The sequence below is a fragment of the Aeromicrobium sp. WCS2018Hpa-31 genome (assembly GCF_031843905.1).
Classification (GTDB): Bacteria; Actinomycetota; Actinomycetes; order Propionibacteriales; family Nocardioidaceae; genus Aeromicrobium.
This window is the reverse complement of the sequence record NZ_JAVTJF010000001.1, coordinates 310465-330135: the sequence shown is the minus strand read 5'-3', so window position 1 is coordinate 330135 and position 19671 is coordinate 310465. Positions and strand designations below refer to the sequence as shown.

The window sequence follows — 19671 nt, the reverse complement described above, 5'->3', positions numbered from 1 at the left end:
CCAGCACGACGGGCCTCAGACCACCTTCTTCAGCGTGCCGCTCGGGGTGAAGGTGGCGGTGCGCTTCCTGGTGGTACCCGCCGAGGTCTTCGTGCAGTAGCCGAAGCTGGTCCCGAGCCGGCTGTGCGGCTGACCCACCTTCCTGAGGACGCTCTCGACGGACGAGCCCGTCCTCAGCCGCGTGACGACCGCGTCGCTCGGGCGGGCCGCGCGGTCGCGGCAGCCGTCGTTGGCGACGCCCTCGGCGCGCTCCCACGTCTGCAGGTACGCCTCGGCGCCTCGGGCCATGTCGTCGACGATGGCCTGCCCGCCCTGCTTGCGCAGGTCCTCGATCCAGTCGGGGTACAGCCCGTAGTGGGCCACGCCGTCGGTGTTGATGTCGTACACGCGGGTGCCGCTCACGTTCTTGTCGATCGTCACCCCGCCCAGCCCCTTGAACGGGTAGGTGACCTTGTCGGGGACGTCGGCGCCACGCGGGTCGCCCTGGGCACCGAGACCGTTGGTGTCGGCGCCGAACCCGAACCCGAAGTAGTAGCGCGGGTCGGCCCAGGCGAGGTGCTGGCGCCACTTCTCGACGAAGCCGTCGCTGTCGCCGGCGTAGGGGGTGATGACACCACCGGCCCGGTAGATGCGGGGGTAGGCGTCGGGAGTCGACCACGAGTGGCTCGACAGGACGCCCGGGTAGTCGATCCGCTCCACCAGGTCGAGGGAGGACTTCCGTGCCGCGACGCTCATGTGGTCCGGGTCGAACAGCATCTTCTTCTCGGCCATCCGCAGGATCGTGTGGTCACCGAGCGACGTGAGGCCGCGCGCGTTGCAGTGCGGACCCGAGGCGTACAGCGGGAGCTTGACCGGGATGTAGAGCTTCGCGATCGCGCCGAACAGCGCGTCCTGCTCGGGCACCAGCGTGGGCGCCGTGAGCTGGCTGCGGTCCTCGACCCCCTCCTGGCCGTTCTCGCACGTCCTCATGTCCCAGAAGGACCCGGTCTCCAGGAAGTTGGCGCCGTTGATGAGCGGCGCGATGCCACCGGTGTCGCCGGCCACTCCGGACAGGGCGTTGTCGAACTTGTTGACCAGCTCCATCTGGCGGACACCGAGGTCGTGCACCTCGTCGAGCTGACGGTCGATCTCCGCCTTCGTGCACTGCGGCTGGTCGAGCTTGGTGGAGCAGCCGAACAGCACGCTGGTCTCGATGCCCATGACGACGGCGAGCTTGCCGTCGTTGATGACCTTCCGCGCCTCGAACGGGTCGGTGACGATCCGGTACCAGCCCTTGCCCGGGCCGCCGTGCTGGGCGTCGACGTACCGCTCCAGGTTGCGCATCTGCTTGGCCTGCAGACGGATGCTGTCCATGTCGTCGCAGGAGTTCCGCTTGAGCGGGTAGACGGTGCACAGCTGGTTGTTCTCGACCAGGAGGTTCACGAACAGGCGTTGCCCGCCGCGCCACGACCGCTCCATCCACTTGTAGTAGGTGCCCTCGTGGGTCAGGGAGTCCGGCGCCGGCCAGTCCTTGAACGTCGGCCAGCCGACGGGGTCGTGGAAGCCGACGGGCGTGCCGCCCTTGCTCATGAGGTTCTCCAGCAGGGCACCCGCACCGTTGGCCAGCTGGTGGTCGAGGCAGTCGACGAGCGCGGCCTTGACGCCGTACGGGCTCCACGGGCGACCGCAGTGCACCTGCCCACCGAGGAACTCGAAGGCCATGCCGTGGGTGTGTGCGTCGAGGTAGCCGCGCACCTCCTGGAAGGGCGAGGCACCGCGGTGCGGCTCCCCCTTCACGTTCGTGGTGATCTCCGGCCAGGCCGCGCAGCCGGTCGTGAGCCTGAGGGCGAACGGCGTCGAGGCCCGCTCGGTGAGCCGTCCACGGGCGTCGGCACCGAGCACCTTCGCACCACGCGCGAACGTGAAGCCCTTCGCGGTGCGCTCGACCGTCCAGGTGGTCCTCGCCGACGCGGTGGAGGTACGGCCCACCACGCCCAGCAGCCCGACCGAGAGGAAGCTCTCGTCCTTCGCGAACAGCAGGTAGCTGCCGAGGTCGGTGGCCTGGAAGTGGAACGGCTCCGCGTCGGCGACGCTCGTCGCCGAGGTGGTCCAGCCGGCGCCGGAGCGGCGGACCCACCGGCCGTCGGGGCCCTGCAGCGCGTAGCAGCCGCCCGCCATGGCGTAGCGGTCCGCGGGGACCGACGTCCTCTTCGCCGGTGCCATCCCGGGAAGCAACGTCGGGTCCTTCTCGGCCCGTTGCGCCTCCACGGCCGAACGACCGGCGGCGGCCTGCGTGGCGCTCGTGCGAGCGGCGGTCCCGGCGGAGTCCGGTGTCCGTGACACGGCGTTCTTCGTGGCGGGATCGTTGTGCACGTGGTCGTGGCCGTCGTTCCCTGCGCCGCCCTGGAGGACGGAGACCGCAGCGGCGTCGCCCCCATCGAGGACCGTGCCGTCGAGGGCGGAGTCGGCGGCGGCGGTCGTCGCGTCCCCGTGGAACTGCTCGGTCCAGGTGACGTAGGCGGGCAGCATCGCCGCGGTCAGCGTCATGGTCACGACCACGACCGCGATGCCCCAGCGGTGCCGACGCCTGCGTGTCATGCCGGGTCCAACGACGAACCTACCCATGAGTCACACCTCGATCCGGTACGACCGTACCGGTTCTTCGGTGGTGCGACCAGACCCCGCCGTATGCGCCGTCAGGCCACGTCGGCCGGCATCGACGACGGGAACGTGCCGAGCCGCTCGACCATGAAGCCGCCGGGATAGCTGCGGATCCGGTGCGACCGGCGCGGGTCGTAGGGCCGGCGACGCGGTGGCAGCAGGCGCACGGCCCTCCCCCGCAGGCGCAGGGACCGTCGAGCGAGACCCTGCACCCAGCGCGGGGGGTCGGGGTAGTCGAACGCGCGCCTCAGCGGCGCGTCCAGGAGCGCCACGGCGAAGACCCGCATGACGCGCCGCAGCGGCCGGGGGTAGAAGTCGGCGAAGAGCGCCAACGTCGAGTCGGCGACGGCCCGGGCCCCCGGGTCGAAGGCGAAGTGCCTGGACTCGTACTCGTCCATGTGCCGCTCGAAGCCGGCGAGGTCCTCGGGCATCCCGGTGATCCCCATGAGACGTCCCAACCGGCGGTAGTACTGCACGGCCGCGACCTTCTCGGTCTCGGTCAGGGGGCGCCAGCCGAACTCCTCGATCCAGCGCACAGGGGCGACGACGAACGTGCAGAGCACGTACAGCATGTCGTCGTTGGCGATGTCGTAGCTGCCGTGCATCTGGTTCATCCGACGGATCGCCGCACGTCCCTGCGGATTCTCCAGACCGTCCTCGAGCACCGTCTCGAGCACGATCACCGTGTCGTCGTGGCGCTTCTGGGTGCGCTCGGTGAACTCCTCCGTGGCGCCGAGGAGCCGGCCGATGCTGGGGACGGCGTACGTGCGGAACAGCGCGAAGCTGAGCGCCTGCTGGATGTCCCAGGGGAACTCGTGGTGTCCCGTGATGCGCGAGATGTCCTCGTAGTCGGTCGTCGGGTCGAGCGACTCGATGCGCTCGACCCAGTGGTCGCGGGGCAGCAGGCCTGGGATCCGCATCGCTCGATCTCCGTCCGGCGGTCGGGGTGGGTCGCGTCACTCTTGTTGGCGCGGCGCCAACAATGCCACCGCTCGGGCGCGCCGTCAACGCCCGAGCACTCCGGCGGCCCGCCGTGGCAGGCTTCGTCGGGTGACGACGACTCCCGAGGGACCACGCTGGCAACGGCTCGGCGCCGACCAGCGACGGTCGGAGATCCTCGCCGCGGCCACCACCGCCTTCGCGGCACGGCCCTACCCCGACGTGTCCCTGGCGGGCATCGCGCGCGACGCGGGCGTGGCGCGGGGACTCATCAACCACTACTTCGGCACCAAGCGCGACCTCTACCTCGAGGTGGTGCGCGAGGCCGCCACGGTGCCGTCGGTGGCCGTGGAGTCCCTGCCCCGGGGCACCGTGCACGAGCGGATCGACGCCGCGGTGACCTGGTACGTCGACTCCCTCGAGGCGGCCGGCACCACCTGGATCGCTGCGGCCGACGCCCACGGCCTGGGCCGCGACCCCGCCCTGGAGCAGATCCTCGACGAGGCGGAGGGGGCCACCGTCGACCGCGTGCTCGAGGCGGTCGGACTCACCCCGGGCGGCGCACCCCAGGAGCTCCTGCGGGCCCTCGTCCGCACCTACGGGAACCTGGCGCGCTCGGCTGCGCGCGAGTGGCTCCTCCAGGGCACGCTCGACCGCGCACAGGTGCACGTGCTGCTCCGCGCCACGCTGGTGACGATCGTCGACGAGGTCGTGCCCACCGTGCTCGACGCCTGAGCGGCCGCACGCTGTCGGAGGTAGGGGACGCACCGATCCCGGCTCTGATGAGGTGCGAGACCTACCTGGGGTCCGTCGGTTCGGTGCCCTACCTACCTCTGACGTGTCGATCCCGGCCCGACGCGGGCGCGCTCAGAGCACGTCGCGCAGGAACGCCGACGTGGCCTGCACCGCGTCGGCGGCCGACGGACTCACGCCCGGGAGGCTGATGAAGCCGTGCAGCGCCTCGGGGAACTCCTGGAGCACCACGTGCACACCCTGCTCCCCCAGCTGGGCCGCGTAGCGGCGACCGTTGTCGGCCAGCGGGTCGTGCCCGGCCACCAGCACCAGCGTCGACGGCAGCCCTGCGTGCGACGCGGCGCGGATGGGTGACGCGCGCCAGTCCAGCGTGCCGTACTGGTCGCCGAGGTAGCGCCGCACGAAGCCCCGCATGTTCGACGAGGTCAGCACGGGCGCGTCGGCGAACTCGTCCTCGCTCGGCCACCGGTCGTACGCCTCCACCCCGGGGTAGACCAGCACCTCGGCGCGCAGACGCGGCGCGCCGGCGTCCCGGGCCATCAGCGCGACCGTCGCCGCGAGGCCGCCACCGGCGCTGTCGCCCATCACGGCCACCCGCTCGGGATCGACGTCGAGCTCCTCGGCGTGCTCGACGACCCACTGCAGCGCCGCCCACGCGTCGTCGACGCCGGCGGGGAACGGGTGCTCCGGCGCCAGCCGGTAGTCGAACGACAGCACCACGGCACCCGTCCGTGCCGCCACGCGGCTCGCGAACCAGGCCGACTGCTCGGGGTTGCCCTGCACCCAGCCACCGCCGTGCAGGTTGAGCACCACCGGCGGTGCGGTCGTGGCGGCCGGACCCCCGACGAGCCGGTGCTGCAGGAAGCGGCGCGGACGGCCGTCGACGTCGACCAGGTGCTCGGTCGTGCGCACCGCGGGGTCGGCGGTGCCGAAGAGCCAGCGCCCGACGGGCGAGCGCTGGAGCCTCAGCCGCTGCTCACGCCGCTGCGCGAAGTCGTCGACCTCCTCGATCGGGGTCGACGACAGACGTTCGAGGACGCCGAACACGCGGGTCACCAGAGGCAGGGTCATGGGGCCACGCTACGGCGCGCTCAGCCCGACGCCCGGAGAGCCCAGCTGCGCAGGAGGTCGACGCGCTGCTGCAGCTGCTCGACGGTGGCCAGCGCGGCGGCCGGCCCGCCGGCCTGCGACCTCAGCTGGGCATGGGTGACGCCGTGGGGCTGCCCGGTGCGCCGGTGCCAGGCACCGACCAGGCCGTTCAGCTCGCGCCGGAGCTCGCTGCGCTTCTCGTGGGCGACGTCGGCGGCGGTGCGCGACGCCGCTGCCCGCGGGGCCGACGCGTGCTTGGACCGCTTCGCGCGCAGCAGCTCGGCGACCTGGTCGGCCTCCAGCAGACCGGGGATGCCGAGGAAGTCGAGGTCGTCGTCGTCGAGGGAGTCCGAGACGGCACCGGCGTACTCGCCGCCGTCGAAGAGCACGCGGTCGAAGTCGGCCTCGCTGCCGAGCGCCTGGTAGGTCCCCTGCTCCAGCTCGGCCGACGCCGACTCCCCTGCCTGGGCGCGGGCCAGCATCTCGGCCTCGGCGGCGAAGAGATCACCCTCGTCCTTGACCGGACGGCCGACCACGTGGTCGCGCTCGGCCTCGAGGTCGGCGGCCAGACCGAGCAGGCCGGCGACGCTCGGCAGGAAGATCGACGCCGTCTCGCCCCGGCGGCGTGCTCGCACGAAGCGTCCGACGGCCTGGGCGAAGTACAGGGGCGTGGCGACCGTGGTGGCGTACACGCCGACGGCCAGTCGGGGGATGTCGACACCCTCGCTGACCATGCGCACCGCGACCAGCCACGGCGACATCGACGCCGAGAACTCGGCGATCCGGGCGCTGGCGCCCGTCTCGTCCGAGAGCACCACGGTGGGGACCTCACCGGTGATGTCGGCCAGGAGCCTGGCGTACGCACGGGCCGAGTCCTGGTCCGTTGCGATCACGAGCCCACCGGCGTCGGCGATGTCGCGCCGGACCTCCATCAGCCGCCGGTGCGCGGCGCGCAGCACCGTGGGCATCCAGGAACCCTCCGGATCGAGGGCGGTGCGCAGGGCCTGGGCGGTCGCGTCCTTCGTGAGCGGCTCGCCCAGCCGTGCGGCGACCTCGTCGCCGGCGCGAGTGCGCCAGTGCATCTGCCCCGAGTAGGCCATGAACAGCACCGGCCGGACCACGCCGTCACGGAGCGCGCGACCGTACCCGTAGGCGTAGTCGGCCACGCTCTGCTTCGTGCCGTCGCGCTGCGGGGCGTAGGTGACGAACGGGATGGGGTTGTCGTCGGACCGGAACGGGGTCCCGGTGAGCGAGAGGCGCCGGGTGGCTCCCTCACAGGCCTCCTGCACCGCGTCGCCCCACGAGAGGGCGTCGGCGGCGTGGTGGACCTCGTCGAGGATGACGAGCGTCTTGCGGGCGTCGATGCGGACGCGGTGGCCGTTGGGGTTGACCGCGAGCCCGGCGTAGGTGACGCAGTACCCGTCGAACCCCGGCGGCATGGCACCGGCGAGCGCCGGCTCGAGGCGGATGCCGAGCCCCGACGCCGCCAGCGCCCACTGGGTCTTCAGGTGGTCGGTCGGGGTGACGACGACGATGCGCTCGACGACACCGCGGTGCATGAGGTCGGCCGCGATCGTGAGGGCGAACGTGGTCTTGCCGGCGCCCGGCGTGGCGACCGTGAGGAAGTCGCGCGGTTGCGTGCGCGTGTAGAGGTCGAACGCGTCACGCTGCCAGGCCCGGAGGCGCTGGCTAGGCATCGGAGCCGGAGTCGCCTTCGCCGCCGGGCTGCATGCCGTCCCAGATCTCCTTGCACTCCGGGCACACCGGGAAGCGCTGCGGGTCCCGGCTGGGGGTCCAGACCTTGCCGCACAGGGCGATGCAGGGGGTCCCCATGACCATGGCCTCGGTCAGCGTGTCCTTCGGGACGTAGTGGCTGAAGCGCTCGTGGTCACCGTCCTCGAGGCGCTCGTCGCCACGCTGGTCGGTGCGCTCGTCTTGGACCGTCTGGGTGCCGCTGCCGAAGAATCCCACGTCGCACATCGTAACGGCTCCGCCACGACGTCGAGGCCCCCCACGCGTCGGCGGTGGCCCCTGCGCCCGACCCCGCAGGTCAGTTGCTGGAGGGGTCCTCCGGGAACGTGGCCCAGAAGCGGACGTCGTCGTCCTGACGACGCAGCACCTCGCGCCAGAGCGTCTCGGGCACCGGCGAGAGCACGTCGTCGTCGCGCGCCTCGACCACGAGCCAGGAACCCTCGGCCGTCTCGTCCTCGACCTGGCCCGGCCCCCATCCCGCGTACCCGGCGAAGACCCGCAGCCCTCGCAGGCTGCCCTCCCGGGGCAACGGGCCGTCGAGGTCGACCAGACCGACCCGACCTGCCATGGGTCGCCACCCCTGCGGTGGCGTCGGCCCGACGTCGGCCACGGCTCGCACGCCGACCGCCAACGCCGAGTCAGTGGCCACGGGGCCACCCTCGAAGAGGCAGTCCGGAGCGTTCACGGCCCGCCCCCAGGCGGGTAGCACGTCCTCGACGTCGGCGTCGAGCGGATGGTTGAGGATCACGCCCAGCGCGCCGCCGTCGTCGTGGTCCAGCAGCAGCACGACGCTGCGCAGGAACGGACCCGACTCGATGGCCGGGGTGGCCACCAGCAGCTGACCGCGCAGCGACTCCATGCCTCTATGATGCCCGCATGCCTGCGCCGGAGGACGGAACTGGGCCCGCCGACGCCGACGGGTCGCCGCTGACGGCCGCCTCCGAGGCGCCCGGACCCGACGAGGAGTTCACGGTCGACGAGCTCGCGGCGCGCGCGAACATGACGGTCCGCAACGTGCGTGCCTACGCCGCTCGCGGGCTCATCGACCCGCCGCGCCTGGAGGGCCGCACCGGCTACTACCACCGCGGGCACCTGCAGCGCCTCCAGCTGGTGCGTGACCTGCTCGACCGCGGCTACACGCTGGCTGCCGTCGAGAAGGCGGTGCTCTCGAGCCCCGCGACGGCTACCGCCACCGCACTCGACCTGCTGCACCTGCTCGACGAGCCGTGGAGCGACGTCGAGCCCGAGCTCATGAGCCGCGACGCCCTCGCCGCACTGGCCCACGTCGACCGCGACGACGCACTCATCGACGCGCTCGTGGAGTTCGGCCTCGCCGCGTGGGTCGAGGACGACCACGAGTCGGTGCGCCTGATCCAGCCGGCCATCGTGCGCAACGGCGCCGCCGCCGTGGCCCTGGGGCTGCCGGCCAACGACATCATCGCGCTGTTCCCCCTGATGCAGAAGAACCTGCGCGCGATCGCCGACGCGTTCGTCTCGAACGCGGTCGCGGCGATCGCCCAGCCCTTCATCGACCACGGACTTCCGGCCGACGAGGCGCCGGAGGTGCTGGGCGCCATCGAGAAGCTGCTGCCGGTCGCCAGCCAGGTGACCTACGCGATGTTCCGCCACGCGCTGGCGGAGGCGATCGACGCGGAGATCGGCACCCAGCTCGACGAGGTCGGCCTGCGCGGCCGCGAGCGTCGCACCCGTCACTGACGTCGTCCACGACGGCGTCGGGCCGGGGGAATCACCCCGCCCGCGCTGGAGGGAGGGAACGCGCGGGCGAGGTGACGTGCGGGGGCCTGCTCAGGCCGCGAGGGCGTTGCGCAGGCGGGTGATGAAGGCGCTGGTGCGGTTCTCCGAGCCCCCGTGCAGCGGAGGCATCGACTCCACGCTGGGGTACTCGACCTGCTCACGGGCCCGCGAGACGAGGTGCTCGCCCTGGCCGACCAGGTCGGGGTGCCAGCTGGAGATGCCGGCCGAGACCGCGAGCAGCGCGCGCTCCTTGGCGAAGGCCTTGGCCAGCTCCGGCCGGTCACGGTGGGCGTCGAGCAGCGCACGCGCGCCGGGCATCTCGGCGGCGCAGGCCACCCAGGCCTCCACGGCCACGGTCGCCGGGGAGTCGCCCTCGAGGACCGTGCGGTCGAGCTCGCCGCTGAGGCGCTGGTACCAGGCCATCTGGACGTCGAAGAGCAGGGAGAGGTCGTCACCGAACGCGGCGCGCGCGTCGGGGACCGCGTCGAGCAGCTGGTCGGCGGTGTCGTGGCGCCGGCGATCGGCCAGGGCCAGGACCTCGCGGAGGGCGGACTTGCGACGGTTGTAGGCATCCCAGGTCATGGAGGTGCTCCTTTCGGGGGACCGTCGTGCGAGGGAACATACCCTCGGTACGTACTTTGAGTATGTTGTATCGGCGCAGGTCAGGCAATCCCAGCGGTTGTGAGGCTCACCACCCCCCGTGCGTAGGATGGAACGCATGAGCAGCCCCGCGAAGGTGCAGAAGAAGGTGCTCCGCGCCGCCCGGAGCACGACCCGCCGCACCGGCTACTCCTCGAGCACGAAGCGTGCGCTCCTCGACAACGCCACGCAGCTGTTCGCCGCCCACGGGTACGCCGGCACGTCGCTCGACGAGGTCGTCGCCGCGGCCCGCGTCACCAAGGGCGCTCTCTACCACCACTTCCCCAGCAAGCTCGCGCTCTTCGAGAGCGTCTTCGACCGGCTCCAGGAGTCGGCCACGCGCGCCATCGAGAAGCGCATCGACACCGTCGACGACCCGTGGGAGCGCGCCCAGATCGGGCTCGAGGGCTTCCTCGAGGTCTGCCGCGAGCCGCAGTTCCGCCGGATCTGCCTGCAGGAGGGCCCGGTCGCCCTGGGCCACGAGCGCTGGGTGGTCGCCGAGCGTGCCGCGTCGTTCGGCATCGTCAAGCGCACCGTCGACGCCCTCCTCGACGACCTCGGAGGCGCCGGCGAGCTGAGCGAGGCCTACGCCGCGATCTTCTTCGGCGCGATCCGGTCGAGCTCGGAGTACGTGGCCGACGCCGAGGACGCCGACCAGGCCGCGGCCGAGGTGCAGGCCTCCATCAGCGGGATCCTCGCGGGCATGCGGCTGCTGCCCTCGCTCGCCGACCCCCCGGCCTGACCAGCCCGAGGCTCCTCCCCCGGCCCGTCGACGGGCGCGGTGTCGGGCTCAGCCGACGTCGAGCGCGCCGTCGCCCTCGGGGACGAGCTCGATCCACGTCTTGCCGGGCGTGACCCGCACGGGCGTGCCGTCCTTCGCCTCGAAGGTGATCGTGGAGTCGTTGGACTTCTTCGTCCACGTGGTCTCGAGGGCACCGTCGGCCGTGAGCAGCACGGCGCGGCCCGAGCCCTTCATCTTCGTCTCGGGCACGGGGTTGCCGGCCGGGTCGGTGTAGCCGGCGTCGCCGACGTCGGCGAACATCACGACGAGCGTGTCGGCCTTGAACTCCTTGGCGGCGTGCCCGTTGGTGCGCACCCAGGTGTCACCGTCGCGCTTCCACTGCGTGGTCGAGAAGGGCGAGAAGCGCACCGACGCGGTGGAGGCGGGCGTGGGCTTCGGCGCTGCGGAGGCGGACGACTCGGGCGCGGCGGACTCCTCGGCTCCCTCGGACCCCTTCACCGGGGTCCAGGAGAGGTAGGGGCCGGGGATCGGGGCGACCTTGGCCGCCTTGTCGAGACGCTGCAGGTCGATCAGCCGGTTGTACGGCCGCACCTTGGCCGGGTCGCTGCTGAAGCCGGCAGCGCCCTCGTCCTCGGAGAAGACGGTGATGCCGGCCTTCTTGACCTTGCGGATCGTCCCGGAGGCACCACCGGAGGCCACGATCTGGCCGGCCACGGGAGCGGCGATGCCGATGTCGGTGGCGCGCATGGAGCGCACGTGCCCGACCTGGTCGGGCAGCTCGGAGTAGTAGAGGGCCGCGAGCCGCGTGAGTCCACCCTCCACGAGCTCCTCGACGACCAGGTCGGCCTTGTCCAGCGCCACCTGGGGTGCACCGTTGGCGGTGTTCTCGATCTTCACGACGAAGACCGGGTTGTCCGGCGGCCCGTCCGGCAGGGCCTCGCCGGTGACCGGCGAGACCTGGACGAGCTTCGCCCCGGCACCCTTGGAGGCCTCGGGCTCCGCCTTGGGCTCGGAGTCGGACGAGCAGGCGGCGAGCACGAGGCTCGCGGCGACGGCAGGGACCAGCACGGCGACACGACGCGACAGCATGCCGCCAGCATGCCGCACGCCGGACGCCCTCCGCGGGACCGGGGCCGCACGACGCGCAGGTGTCGGCGGTGACTGCCACGATGGACCGGTGTCCGACCCGTCGAGCGCCCCTCCCCCGGGGACCGATCCACTCAGCACGGTCGCGCCTGCCACGCGGGAGTGGTTCGAGGGCGCGTTCTCCGCCCCCACGCCGGCGCAGGCCGAGGCCTGGGCGGGCATCGCCGAGCGCAAGAACGTCCTCGTCGTGGCGCCCACGGGCTCGGGCAAGACCCTCGCGGCGTTCCTGTCCGCGATCGACCGGCTGCTGCACGAGCCGACGCCCGAGAAGGAGCGTCGGACCCGCGTCCTGTACATCTCGCCGCTCAAGGCGCTCGCGGTCGACGTCGAGCGCAACCTGCGCTCCCCCCTCGTCGGCATCACGCAGGTGGCGGCGCGCCGCGGCGACACGTTCTCCGACGTCCGCGTCGGCGTGCGCTCGGGCGACACGTCGGCACGTGACCGCCGCTCGCTGGTCACCAGTCCCCCCGACATCCTCATCACCACCCCCGAGTCGCTCTTCCTCATGCTCACGTCGGCGGCGCGCGAGACCCTGCGCGGCGTCGACACGGTGATCATCGACGAGATCCACGCCGTGGCGGGAACCAAGCGCGGCGCCCACCTGGCCCTGTCGCTGGAGCGGCTCGACGACCTGCTCGACGAGCCGGCCCGGCGGGTCGGGCTCAGCGCCACGGTCCGCCCGCACGACGAGGTCGCCCGGTTCCTCGGCGGGCGGGCGCCGGTGCACGTCGTGGCGCCACCGTCACCGTCGCGGCTCGAGCTCGACGTGGTGGTACCGCTCGACGACATGACCGAGCTGTCCCGTCCCCCGTCGACCGAGGCCGACGAGGTCGTGCGCGACGAGGGTTCCGGGGCACGCTCGATCAGCGACCCCCTGCAGGACGACAACGGCGGCAGCATCTGGCCGTTCATCGAGCACGACGTGGTCGAGCGCATCCTGTCGGTCCGCTCGACCATCGTGTTCTGCAACTCGCGTGGTCAGGCCGAGCGGCTCACCGCCCACCTCAACGAGCTGTGGTCCGACCGCGAGGCCAGGTCCGAGACCTCCGGCGGCAGCCGACTCCCGCCCGCCTCGGTCGGCGGGGTCAGCGGCACCACCTCGGGCCGCGGCAGCGTCGACTCCCGCGACCCCGACGACGTCGGCGCCCTGGCCCGCGCGCACCACGGCTCGGTCAGCAAGGAGCAGCGAGCGCTCATCGAGGACGACCTCAAGTCCGGTCGGCTGCGGTGCGTCGTGGCCACGTCGAGCCTCGAGCTGGGCATCGACATGGGCGCAGTCGACCTCGTCGTGCAGATGTCCACGCCGCCGTCGGTGGCCAGCGGGCTGCAGCGGGTCGGCCGCGCCGGCCACCAGGTGGGCGAGGTCTCCCGTGGCCTCGTCTACCCCACCACCCGGCACGACCTCGTGGGCGCGGCCGTCACGGCCGAGCGGATGCGCGAGGGTGCCATCGAACGGTTGTCGGTGCCCGCCAACCCGCTCGACGTGCTGGCCCAGCAGACCGTCGCCGCCTGCGCGCTCGAGCCGCTCGAGGTCGAGGCCTGGTTCGACGTCGTCCGTCGCTCGGCCCCGTTCGCCGCGCTACCCCGCTCGGCCTACGAGGCCACGCTCGACCTGCTCGCCGGTCGCTACCCCTCCGACCGCTTCGCCGAGCTCAGGCCTCGCGTCGTCTGGGACCGCGACGCCGGCACCATCACCGGCCGTCCCGGCGCCCAGCGCCTCGCCGTCACGAGCGGCGGGACCATCCCCGACCGCGGCCTGTTCGCCGTGGTGCTGGCCGACGGCATCGACGAGGGGCCGTCGAAGCGGGTCGGCGAGCTCGACGAGGAGATGGTCTACGAGTCACGCGTCGGCGACGTGTTCGCCCTCGGCGCCACGAGCTGGCGCATCCAGGAGATCACCCACGACCGGGTGATCGTGACCCCGGCGTTCGGGGAGCCGGCTCGGCTCCCCTTCTGGCGCGGCGACGCCGCCGGGAGGCCGGCCGAGCTGGGCGAGGCCATCGGCGCCTTCGTGCGTCGGGTCAGCGAGGGCACGGCTCCCGAGCACCTCGACGAGCGGGCCCGGTTCAACCTGATGGCCTTCCTCGACGAGCAGCGCGAGGCCATGCCCACGCTGCCCACCGACCGCACACTCGTGGTCGAGCGCTTCCACGACGAGCTCGGCGACTGGCGGGTGGTGCTCCACTCGCCGTACGGACGACGGGTGCACGCACCGTGGGCGCTCGTGGTCGCCGCGCGGGTGCTCGACCGCTACGGCGTCGACGGCTCGGTGGTCGCCACCGACGACGGGATCGTGGCGCGCATCCCCGACACCTCCTCCCCGTGGGCGCCCGACGACGACGCGTCCGGCCCCGGCGGGGGTTCCGGGCCGTGGGCGGAGAACGGCACCGGCGGTGCGGACGTCCCTGGAGCCGACCTCTTCGTCCTCGACGTCGACGACCTCGAGCGCGTGGTCACGGCCGAGGTGGGTGGTTCCGCGCTGTTCGCGTCGCGGTTCCGCGAGTGCGCGGCGCGCGCCCTGCTGCTGCCTCGACGCAACCCCGGCGCACGCGCCCCGCTCTGGCAGCAGCGCCAGCGCGCTGCCCAGCTGCTCGACGTCGCGCGTGAGCACCCGGACTTCCCGATCCTGCTCGAGACCGCCCGCGAGTGCCTGCAGGACGTCTACGACCTGCCTGCCCTGACCACGCTCGCCGAGCGGGTCGCGCAGCAGGAGGTGCGGATCGTGGAGGTCGAGACCTCGACCGCCTCCCCGTTCGCCCGCACGCTGCTGTTCGGCTACGTGGCCACGTTCCTGTACGAGGGCGACACACCCCTCGCGGAGCGGCGAGCAGCCGCGCTCTCGCTCGACCCCACGCTGCTGTCGGAGCTGCTGGGCCGCGCCGAGCTCCGCGAGCTGCTCGACCCCGAGGTGCTCGAGCGCACCGAGGCCGAGCTGCAGCGGCTCGCCGACGACCGCCGCCTCAAGGGCACCGAGGGTGCTGCCGACCTGCTGCGCCTGCTGGGGCCGCTCACCACGGCGGAGGTCGACGCCCGCCTGGTCGACGACGCGGTCCCCGCGCTCAAGGAGCTCCAGGACGCCCGGCGCGTGGTGGAGCTGCCGGTGGCGGGCGAGCCACGCTGGGTCGTGGTCGAGGACGCCGGCCGTCTGCGCGACGCGCTGGGCGTGGTGGTGCCGCTCGGCATCCCCGACGCGCTCCTGCAGCAGGTGGCCGACCCACTGGGTGACCTCGTCTCGCGGTACGCCCGCACCCACGGTCCGTTCACGGCCGAGGAGGTCGCCGCGCGCTTCGGGCTCGGCCGTGCCGTGGTGCTCGACGTCCTCACGCGGCTCACCCGCGACGACCGGCTGGTGGAGGGCGAGTTCCGTCCCGGCGCGTCGGGCACCGAGCACGTCGACGTCGAGGTGCTGCGTCGCCTGCGCAGCCGGTCGCTCGCCGCTGCCCGCCAGCAGATCGAGCCGGTCGAGCCCCGCACGTTCGCCCGCTTCCTCCCGTCGTGGCAGGAGGTCGGTGGGTCGCTGCGCGGGCTCGACGGCGTGCTCACCGTCGTCGACCAGCTCGCCGGCGTGCCGCTGCCCGCGTCGGCCTGGGAGTCGCTCGTGCTCCCCAGCCGGGTGCGCGACTACTCCCCCGCCCAGCTCGACGAGCTGCTCGGGGCGGGCGAGGTCGTGTGGACCGGCGCCGGCACGCTCGCAGGGAGCGACGGCTGGGTGCAGCTGCACCCTGCCGACCTCGTGCTCCCGGCCCGCCGTGACCCGGTCGAGCCCGACGCGCTCGGCCTGCGTCTGCTGGAGCTCCTCGACGACGGCGGCGCGTACCTCTTCCGCCAGCTCACGCAGGCGCTGGCCGCCGACGAGAAGCCCCCGGGTGACGACGCCGTCGTCGAGGCGCTGTGGCAGCTCGTCTGGTCCGGTCGGGTCGCGGGCGACTCCTACGCGCCGGTGCGTGCGCGCCTCGGCGGCCGCGGCGCGCACCGCTCAGGTGGCGGCTCCACCCCGCGGGCCCGGGTCAGGGCACGTCGCGGCATGGCGGCCTCGCCCCGGGCCGCACGCCTCGGCCCGCCGATCGCCTCGGGCCGATGGTTCGCGGTCGAGCGGCCGGGCGACGACCCCCAGCAGCAGGCGGCGCTGCAGGTCGCGCGCACCGAGGCGCTCGTGGCTCGGCACGGCGTGGTCACGCGCGGAGCCGTCGTGGCGGAGCAGACGCCCGGTGGGTTCGCCGGGGCCTACCGCGTGCTGCGCGAGCTGGAGCAGAACGGCTCGGTGCTGCGCGGCTACTACATCGACTCCCTCGGCGCGGCGCAGTTCGCGTCGGTGGCGACCGTCGACCGGATGCGCACGTTCGAGCGTCCCGACGACGAGCGTGCCGACGTCGACGCGGTGGTGCTGGCCGCCACCGACCCGGCCCAGCCGTTCGGGGCCGCCCTGCCGTGGCCTGCCATCGCCGACCCCGCCGACGACCTGAAGCACCGCCCCGCCCGCAAGGCCGGCGCGCTGGTCGCGCTGCACGACGGCCGTGCGGTGCTGTACGTCGAGCGCGGCGGGCGCTCGTGCCTCGCGTTCACCGACGACGCCGACGTGCTCGCCCTCGCCGCCCACGCCCTCGCGGCTCTCGGCCGGTCCGGCCGCATTCCCCGCCTCACCGTGGAGTCGGTCAACGGCCGCCCGTCCGGCTCCAGCCCCACCGGCGAGGCGCTGCTGGCCGCAGGCTTCGAGCGCCACCCCAAGGGCCTGCGACTCGACCTGCGCCGCGGCAGCGACACCGCCCGCCGGACGCCGCCGACCGGACGGTCCAGCCATGCCTGAAGGGGATACCGTCTGGCGCACCGCGCACCATCTGCGCGAGGTGCTGGAGGGTCGCGAGCTGGTGCGCTCCGACGTGCGGGTGCCGCAGTGGGCCACGCTCGACCTGTCGGGTCGCACGGTCGACGAGGTGCTGAGCCGTGGCAAGCACCTGCTGATCCGCGTGGGTGACGCGTCGATCCACTCGCACCTGAAGATGGAGGGCGCCTGGCACGTGCTGCGGCGGGGCAGCCGATGGCGGCGTCCGGCGCACACGGCCCGGATCGTGCTCGAGACCGAGCAGCACCAGGCCATCGGCTTCTCGCTCGGGCTGCTCGAGATCCTCCGGCGCGAGCACGACGACGACGCGCTCGCCTACCTCGGCCCCGACCTGCTCGGTCCCGACTGGGACCTCGCCGAGGCCACGCGGCGCGTGTCGGCCGATCCCGAGCGCCCGATCTTCGTGGCGCTGCTCGACCAGCGGAACCTGGCCGGCCTGGGCAACGAGTACGTCAACGAGCTGCTCTTCCTGTCCGGACTCCTGCCCACGCGACCGGTGGGCGAGGTCCCGGACGTCGCGCGGGTGATCGACCGCGGGCACCGGCTGCTCGACGTCAACAAGGCGCGGGTGGAGCGCACGTTCACCGGGAGCACCCGGCACGGCGAGGATCGCTGGGTCTACCGCCGCGAGCACGCCCGGTGCCGCCGGTGCGGCACGCCGCTGCACCACGGCGAGCTGGGCGACGAGCCCGGCCGTGAGCGGATCACGTTCTGGTGCCCGCACTGCCAGACGTGAACCGACCGGCCGCTTCCAGGAGGAGCAGGGGGGGGGAGGCGGCGGACCGCAGGACCAGCTGGTCGAGGCGCACGCGCCCACCCTCGTGGCGGTCGTCGTCAGGAGGCCTGGGCCGACTGCCGCGAGGTCTCGTCGAGCCTCGTCCAGACCATCGCCTCGTCGAGGTCGGTGCGACGGTTGTCCCAGGCGTCGAGGAACCAGTTCTGGCGCACGGTCCAGGGCTTCTCGCGACCCTGCTGCGGGAGCACGCCCGCAGCCCGCTGGACGTAGCCGGACTGCAGGTCGAGGGCCGGAGCGGTCTCCCCCTTCGCGCCCTGCGGGTCGGGCGTGCCCGCCGCGTAGCCGTGGCTGCGCATGTGCTCGACCAGCCGTGCGACGTACTGCCACGACAGGTCGGCGCGCAGGGTCCAGGAGGCGTTCGTGTAGCCGATGCACCAGGCGAGGTTCGGGACGCCGCTGATCATCAGACCCTTGTAGACGAACCGCTCGTTCGGGTCGACCTTCTCGCCGTCGACGTCGATCGCGACCTTGCCGAGCGCCACGACCTTGAGCCCGGTGGCGGTCACCACGACGTCGGCATCGAGGTGCTGCCCGGACGTGAGCCGGATGCCGGTCTCGTCGAACCCGTCGATGTGGTCGGTGACGATCGAGGCCTTGCCGCGCCGCAACGTGCGCCAGAGGTCGCCGTTCGGCACCACGCAGAGTCGCTGGTCCCACGGGTCGTAGCGCGGGGTCAGGTGCTTGGGGTCGAAGCCGTCGGGGGCGGACCGTCCGGCACGCGTGAGCAGGATCTTCTTGGCCGCGCTCGGGAAGCGGCGGCAGAACTCGTAGAAGCCGATGGCCACCGTGGCGTTCTTGACGCGGGTGACCCGGTGGGCCAGGCCTGCCGGCAGGACCTTCCGCAGCCCGGCCGAGACGGCGTCCTCACCGGGCAGGGACGTGATGTAGGTGGGCGAGCGCTGCAGCATCGTCACGTGCTCGGCCTCCTCGGCCATCGACGGCAGCAGCGTGATGGCCGTGGCGCCGGAGCCGATGACGACGACCTTCTTGCCCCGGTAGTCGAGGTCCTCGGGCCAGAACTGCGGATGCACGACGGTCCCGGCGAAGTCCTCGAGGCCGGGGAAGTCCGGGGTGTAGGCCTCGTCGTAGTCGTAGTAGCCGCTGCACATGAACAGGAACGAGCAGGTCTGCTCGACGAGCTCGCCGTCGACCTCGCTGGTGAGCGTCCACCGAGCGTCCGCGGACGACCAGCTGGCTGCGACGACGCGGTGGCCGTACCGGATTCGCTGCGCGATGCCGCGCTCGTCGGCGGTGCTGCGGATGTACTCGCGGATGTCGCCGCCGTCAGCGATGGACTTGCGGTCCGTCCACGGACGGAACGGGTAGCTCAGGGTGTACATGTCGGAGTCCGACCGCACTCCCGGGTAGCGGAACAGGTCCCACGTGCCACCCATGGCGTGGCGGGCCTCGAGGATCGTGAAGCTGCTGCCCGGGCTCATGGTGCTCAGGCGGTGGGCGGCGCCGATGCCGGACAGCCCCGCACCCACGATGACGACGTCGACGTGCTCCATGTCCACACCTCTCAGATACTGACGGTATCCGAAACCGTACGGCGAGCATGCCGCCGCGTCAAGGAGTCACGACGACGTCACCCGCCTCGCGACCATCGGTCGCCTACGATCGAGGCGTGAGCAACGTGCTGGAGACCGAACGCGACGAGGACCTCGACGCCCTCGAGGTCCGCGACCCCCGATGGATGATGCTGGTCGGCGGTGCCGTGGGCCTCGCGGCCGCGATCATCCTGACCATCGACAAGGTGAAGTTCCTGACCGCCGAGGCGGCCGGCGAGAGCACGGCGCTGAACTGCGACCTCAACGCCTTCGTCAGCTGCGGTGGCGTCATCAACACCGACCAGGCGTCGGCGTTCGGGTTTCCCAACCCGATCATCGGCATCGTCGGGTTCACGGTCGTGCTCACCCTCGGCGTGCTGCTCGCATCCGGGGTGCGACTGCCGGGCTGGGTCTGGGGCGGCCTGCAGGTCGGCGTCCTGTTCGGCATCGGGTTCGTCACGTGGCTGCAGTACCAGAGCATCTACGAGATCCAGAAGCTGTGCCCCTGGTGCATGGTCGTCTGGACGATGATGATCCCGCTGTTCGTGCTCGTCACCGCCCGCAACCTTCGCGCGTTCGCGCCCAGCTCGGCCGTGACCCGGTTCCTCAGCAACTGGACGCTGCTCGTGGTCGTGCTCTGGTACGTCGCCGTCATCGCGGCCATCTGGTTCCAGTTCGGCGAGAACCTCTGGGCCTGAGCCCCGCCGCCTGAGTCCCGGGCGACCTACCGTGCGGCGTCGCCGGCCAGCTCGTCGAGCACCTCGGCCAGGCGGACGTCGCGTCCACTGACGCCGCTGACGTCGTGGCTGCTGAGTCGCACCTCGACGCGGTCGTACACGTTGGTCCACTCGGGGTGGTGGTCCATCTCGTCGATGCGCGGTGCAGCAGCGGCCATGAAGGCGATCGCGGCCGCGAAGCCGTCGAAGGTGTAGGTGCGCGTCAGGCCCGACACGTCGCCGGACCAGCCGGGCAGGTGCTCGAGGGCCTGGGTCACGCGTGCGGGGTCGAACGGCTCGTCCATGCCCCGACC

16 protein-coding genes are annotated in these 19671 nt (G+C 72.6%); 6 read left to right on the top strand and 10 right to left on the bottom strand.

Features of this window, described 5'->3' with window-relative positions; all coding sequences use genetic code 11:
* Positions 1 to 15: 15 nt before the first annotated feature.
* Both RQG84_RS01580 and RQG84_RS01575 read right to left on the bottom strand, forming a co-directional pair.
* Positions 16 to 2577 carry a hypothetical protein gene (locus tag RQG84_RS01580; RefSeq protein WP_311208557.1) on the bottom strand — a complete coding sequence of 854 codons (2562 nt, stop codon included), beginning with the start codon at positions 2575 to 2577 and terminating at the stop codon, positions 16 to 18.
* Between the two features lie 98 nt (positions 2578 to 2675).
* The gene (locus RQG84_RS01575; RefSeq protein ID WP_311208556.1) at positions 2676 to 3560 is read right to left on the bottom strand and encodes an oxygenase MpaB family protein; all 885 of its coding nucleotides are present in this window, start codon (positions 3558 to 3560) and stop codon (positions 2676 to 2678) included.
* 130 nt (positions 3561 to 3690) lie between these two features.
* Here RQG84_RS01575 and RQG84_RS01570 point away from each other — a divergent pair, with 130 nt between their 5' ends.
* Positions 3691 to 4314 (top strand): TetR/AcrR family transcriptional regulator, encoded by a 624-nt coding sequence (locus RQG84_RS01570; RefSeq protein ID WP_311208555.1) that lies wholly within the window; start codon positions 3691 to 3693, stop codon positions 4312 to 4314.
* Between the two features lie 132 nt (positions 4315 to 4446).
* Here the strand turns inward: RQG84_RS01570 and RQG84_RS01565 are convergent, their stop codons facing one another.
* The 4 genes from RQG84_RS01565 to RQG84_RS01550 form a co-directional block, all read right to left on the bottom strand.
* On the bottom strand, positions 4447 to 5403 hold the full coding sequence (locus tag RQG84_RS01565; RefSeq protein WP_056574313.1) for an alpha/beta hydrolase: 957 nt from the start codon (positions 5401 to 5403) through the stop codon (positions 4447 to 4449).
* 20 nt (positions 5404 to 5423) lie between these two features.
* The gene (locus RQG84_RS01560; RefSeq protein WP_311208554.1) at positions 5424 to 7118 is read right to left on the bottom strand and encodes a DEAD/DEAH box helicase; all 1695 of its coding nucleotides are present in this window, start codon (positions 7116 to 7118) and stop codon (positions 5424 to 5426) included.
* Positions 7111 to 7392: a DUF3039 domain-containing protein gene (locus tag RQG84_RS01555; RefSeq protein WP_235492853.1), complete on the bottom strand. Its 282-nt coding sequence runs from the start codon at positions 7390 to 7392 to the stop codon at positions 7111 to 7113. Before RQG84_RS01555 ends, RQG84_RS01560 begins: the two co-directional genes overlap by 8 nt.
* A 79-nt stretch (positions 7393 to 7471) precedes the next feature.
* On the bottom strand, positions 7472 to 8032 hold the full coding sequence (locus RQG84_RS01550; protein ID WP_311208553.1) for a YqgE/AlgH family protein: 561 nt from the start codon (positions 8030 to 8032) through the stop codon (positions 7472 to 7474).
* Positions 8033 to 8049: 17 nt separating this feature from the next.
* On the opposite strand from RQG84_RS01550, the gene RQG84_RS01545 reads away from it, so the two are divergent.
* On the top strand, positions 8050 to 8889 hold the full coding sequence (locus RQG84_RS01545) for a MerR family transcriptional regulator (RefSeq protein ID WP_311208552.1): 840 nt from the start codon (positions 8050 to 8052) through the stop codon (positions 8887 to 8889).
* Positions 8890 to 8979: 90 nt separating this feature from the next.
* On the opposite strand, the gene RQG84_RS01540 is transcribed toward RQG84_RS01545, so the two are convergent.
* On the bottom strand, positions 8980 to 9510 hold the full coding sequence (locus RQG84_RS01540; protein ID WP_311208551.1) for a hypothetical protein: 531 nt from the start codon (positions 9508 to 9510) through the stop codon (positions 8980 to 8982).
* A 136-nt stretch (positions 9511 to 9646) separates the two neighbouring features.
* On the opposite strand from RQG84_RS01540, the gene RQG84_RS01535 reads away from it, so the two are divergent.
* Complete coding sequence (locus RQG84_RS01535; RefSeq protein ID WP_055968778.1) at positions 9647 to 10309, top strand: TetR/AcrR family transcriptional regulator; 663 nt, start codon at positions 9647 to 9649, stop codon at positions 10307 to 10309.
* 48 nt (positions 10310 to 10357) lie between these two features.
* Here the strand turns inward: RQG84_RS01535 and RQG84_RS01530 are convergent, their stop codons facing one another.
* Positions 10358 to 11398 carry a DUF3048 domain-containing protein gene (locus RQG84_RS01530; RefSeq protein WP_311208550.1) on the bottom strand — a complete coding sequence of 347 codons (1041 nt, stop codon included), beginning with the start codon at positions 11396 to 11398 and terminating at the stop codon, positions 10358 to 10360.
* Between the two features lie 88 nt (positions 11399 to 11486).
* Between RQG84_RS01530 and RQG84_RS01525 the strand changes: the two genes are divergently transcribed.
* Positions 11487 to 16259, top strand: a complete 4773-nt coding sequence (locus RQG84_RS01525; RefSeq protein ID WP_311208549.1) for a DEAD/DEAH box helicase — start codon at positions 11487 to 11489, stop codon at positions 16257 to 16259.
* A complete protein-coding gene (locus RQG84_RS01520) occupies positions 16252 to 17031 on the top strand; it encodes a DNA-formamidopyrimidine glycosylase family protein (RefSeq protein ID WP_311208548.1) in 780 nt (259 codons plus the stop codon). Before RQG84_RS01525 ends, RQG84_RS01520 begins: the two co-directional genes overlap by 8 nt.
* Before the next feature lie 98 nt (positions 17032 to 17129).
* Here the strand turns inward: RQG84_RS01520 and RQG84_RS01515 are convergent, their stop codons facing one another.
* The gene (locus RQG84_RS01515; RefSeq protein WP_311208547.1) at positions 17130 to 18602 is read right to left on the bottom strand and encodes an NAD(P)/FAD-dependent oxidoreductase; all 1473 of its coding nucleotides are present in this window, start codon (positions 18600 to 18602) and stop codon (positions 17130 to 17132) included.
* A gap of 116 nt (positions 18603 to 18718) precedes the next feature.
* On the opposite strand from RQG84_RS01515, the gene RQG84_RS01510 reads away from it, so the two are divergent.
* Positions 18719 to 19339: a vitamin K epoxide reductase family protein gene (locus tag RQG84_RS01510; RefSeq protein ID WP_311208546.1), complete on the top strand. Its 621-nt coding sequence runs from the start codon at positions 18719 to 18721 to the stop codon at positions 19337 to 19339.
* A gap of 26 nt (positions 19340 to 19365) precedes the next feature.
* Here RQG84_RS01510 and RQG84_RS01505 read toward each other — a convergent pair whose 3' ends face one another.
* Entirely contained in the window at positions 19366 to 19662 is a 297-nt protein-coding gene (locus tag RQG84_RS01505; protein WP_055968788.1) for a 4a-hydroxytetrahydrobiopterin dehydratase, read from the bottom strand.
* Positions 19663 to 19671 lie beyond the last annotated feature (9 nt).

What these genes read in the sequence shown, in the direction of transcription:
- RQG84_RS01580 (WP_311208557.1), bottom strand. Translation starts at nt 2,577, where the DNA reads ATGACACGCAGGCGTCGGCACCGCTGGGGCATCGCGGTCGTGGTCGTG.
- RQG84_RS01575 (WP_311208556.1), bottom strand. Translation starts at nt 3,560, where the DNA reads ATGCGGATCCCAGGCCTGCTGCCCCGCGACCACTGGGTCGAGCGCATC.
- RQG84_RS01565 (WP_056574313.1), bottom strand. Translation starts at nt 5,403, where the DNA reads ATGACCCTGCCTCTGGTGACCCGCGTGTTCGGCGTCCTCGAACGTCTG.
- RQG84_RS01560 (WP_311208554.1), bottom strand. Translation starts at nt 7,118, where the DNA reads ATGCCTAGCCAGCGCCTCCGGGCCTGGCAGCGTGACGCGTTCGACCTC.
- RQG84_RS01550 (WP_311208553.1), bottom strand. Translation starts at nt 8,032, where the DNA reads ATGGAGTCGCTGCGCGGTCAGCTGCTGGTGGCCACCCCGGCCATCGAG.
- RQG84_RS01545 (WP_311208552.1), top strand. Translation starts at nt 8,050, where the DNA reads ATGCCTGCGCCGGAGGACGGAACTGGGCCCGCCGACGCCGACGGGTCG.
- RQG84_RS01540 (WP_311208551.1), bottom strand. Translation starts at nt 9,510, where the DNA reads ATGACCTGGGATGCCTACAACCGTCGCAAGTCCGCCCTCCGCGAGGTC.
- RQG84_RS01535 (WP_055968778.1), top strand. Translation starts at nt 9,647, where the DNA reads ATGAGCAGCCCCGCGAAGGTGCAGAAGAAGGTGCTCCGCGCCGCCCGG.
- RQG84_RS01530 (WP_311208550.1), bottom strand. Translation starts at nt 11,398, where the DNA reads ATGCTGTCGCGTCGTGTCGCCGTGCTGGTCCCTGCCGTCGCCGCGAGC.
- RQG84_RS01520 (WP_311208548.1), top strand. Translation starts at nt 16,252, where the DNA reads ATGCCTGAAGGGGATACCGTCTGGCGCACCGCGCACCATCTGCGCGAG.
- RQG84_RS01515 (WP_311208547.1), bottom strand. Translation starts at nt 18,602, where the DNA reads ATGGAGCACGTCGACGTCGTCATCGTGGGTGCGGGGCTGTCCGGCATC.
- RQG84_RS01505 (WP_055968788.1), bottom strand. Translation starts at nt 19,662, where the DNA reads ATGGACGAGCCGTTCGACCCCGCACGCGTGACCCAGGCCCTCGAGCAC.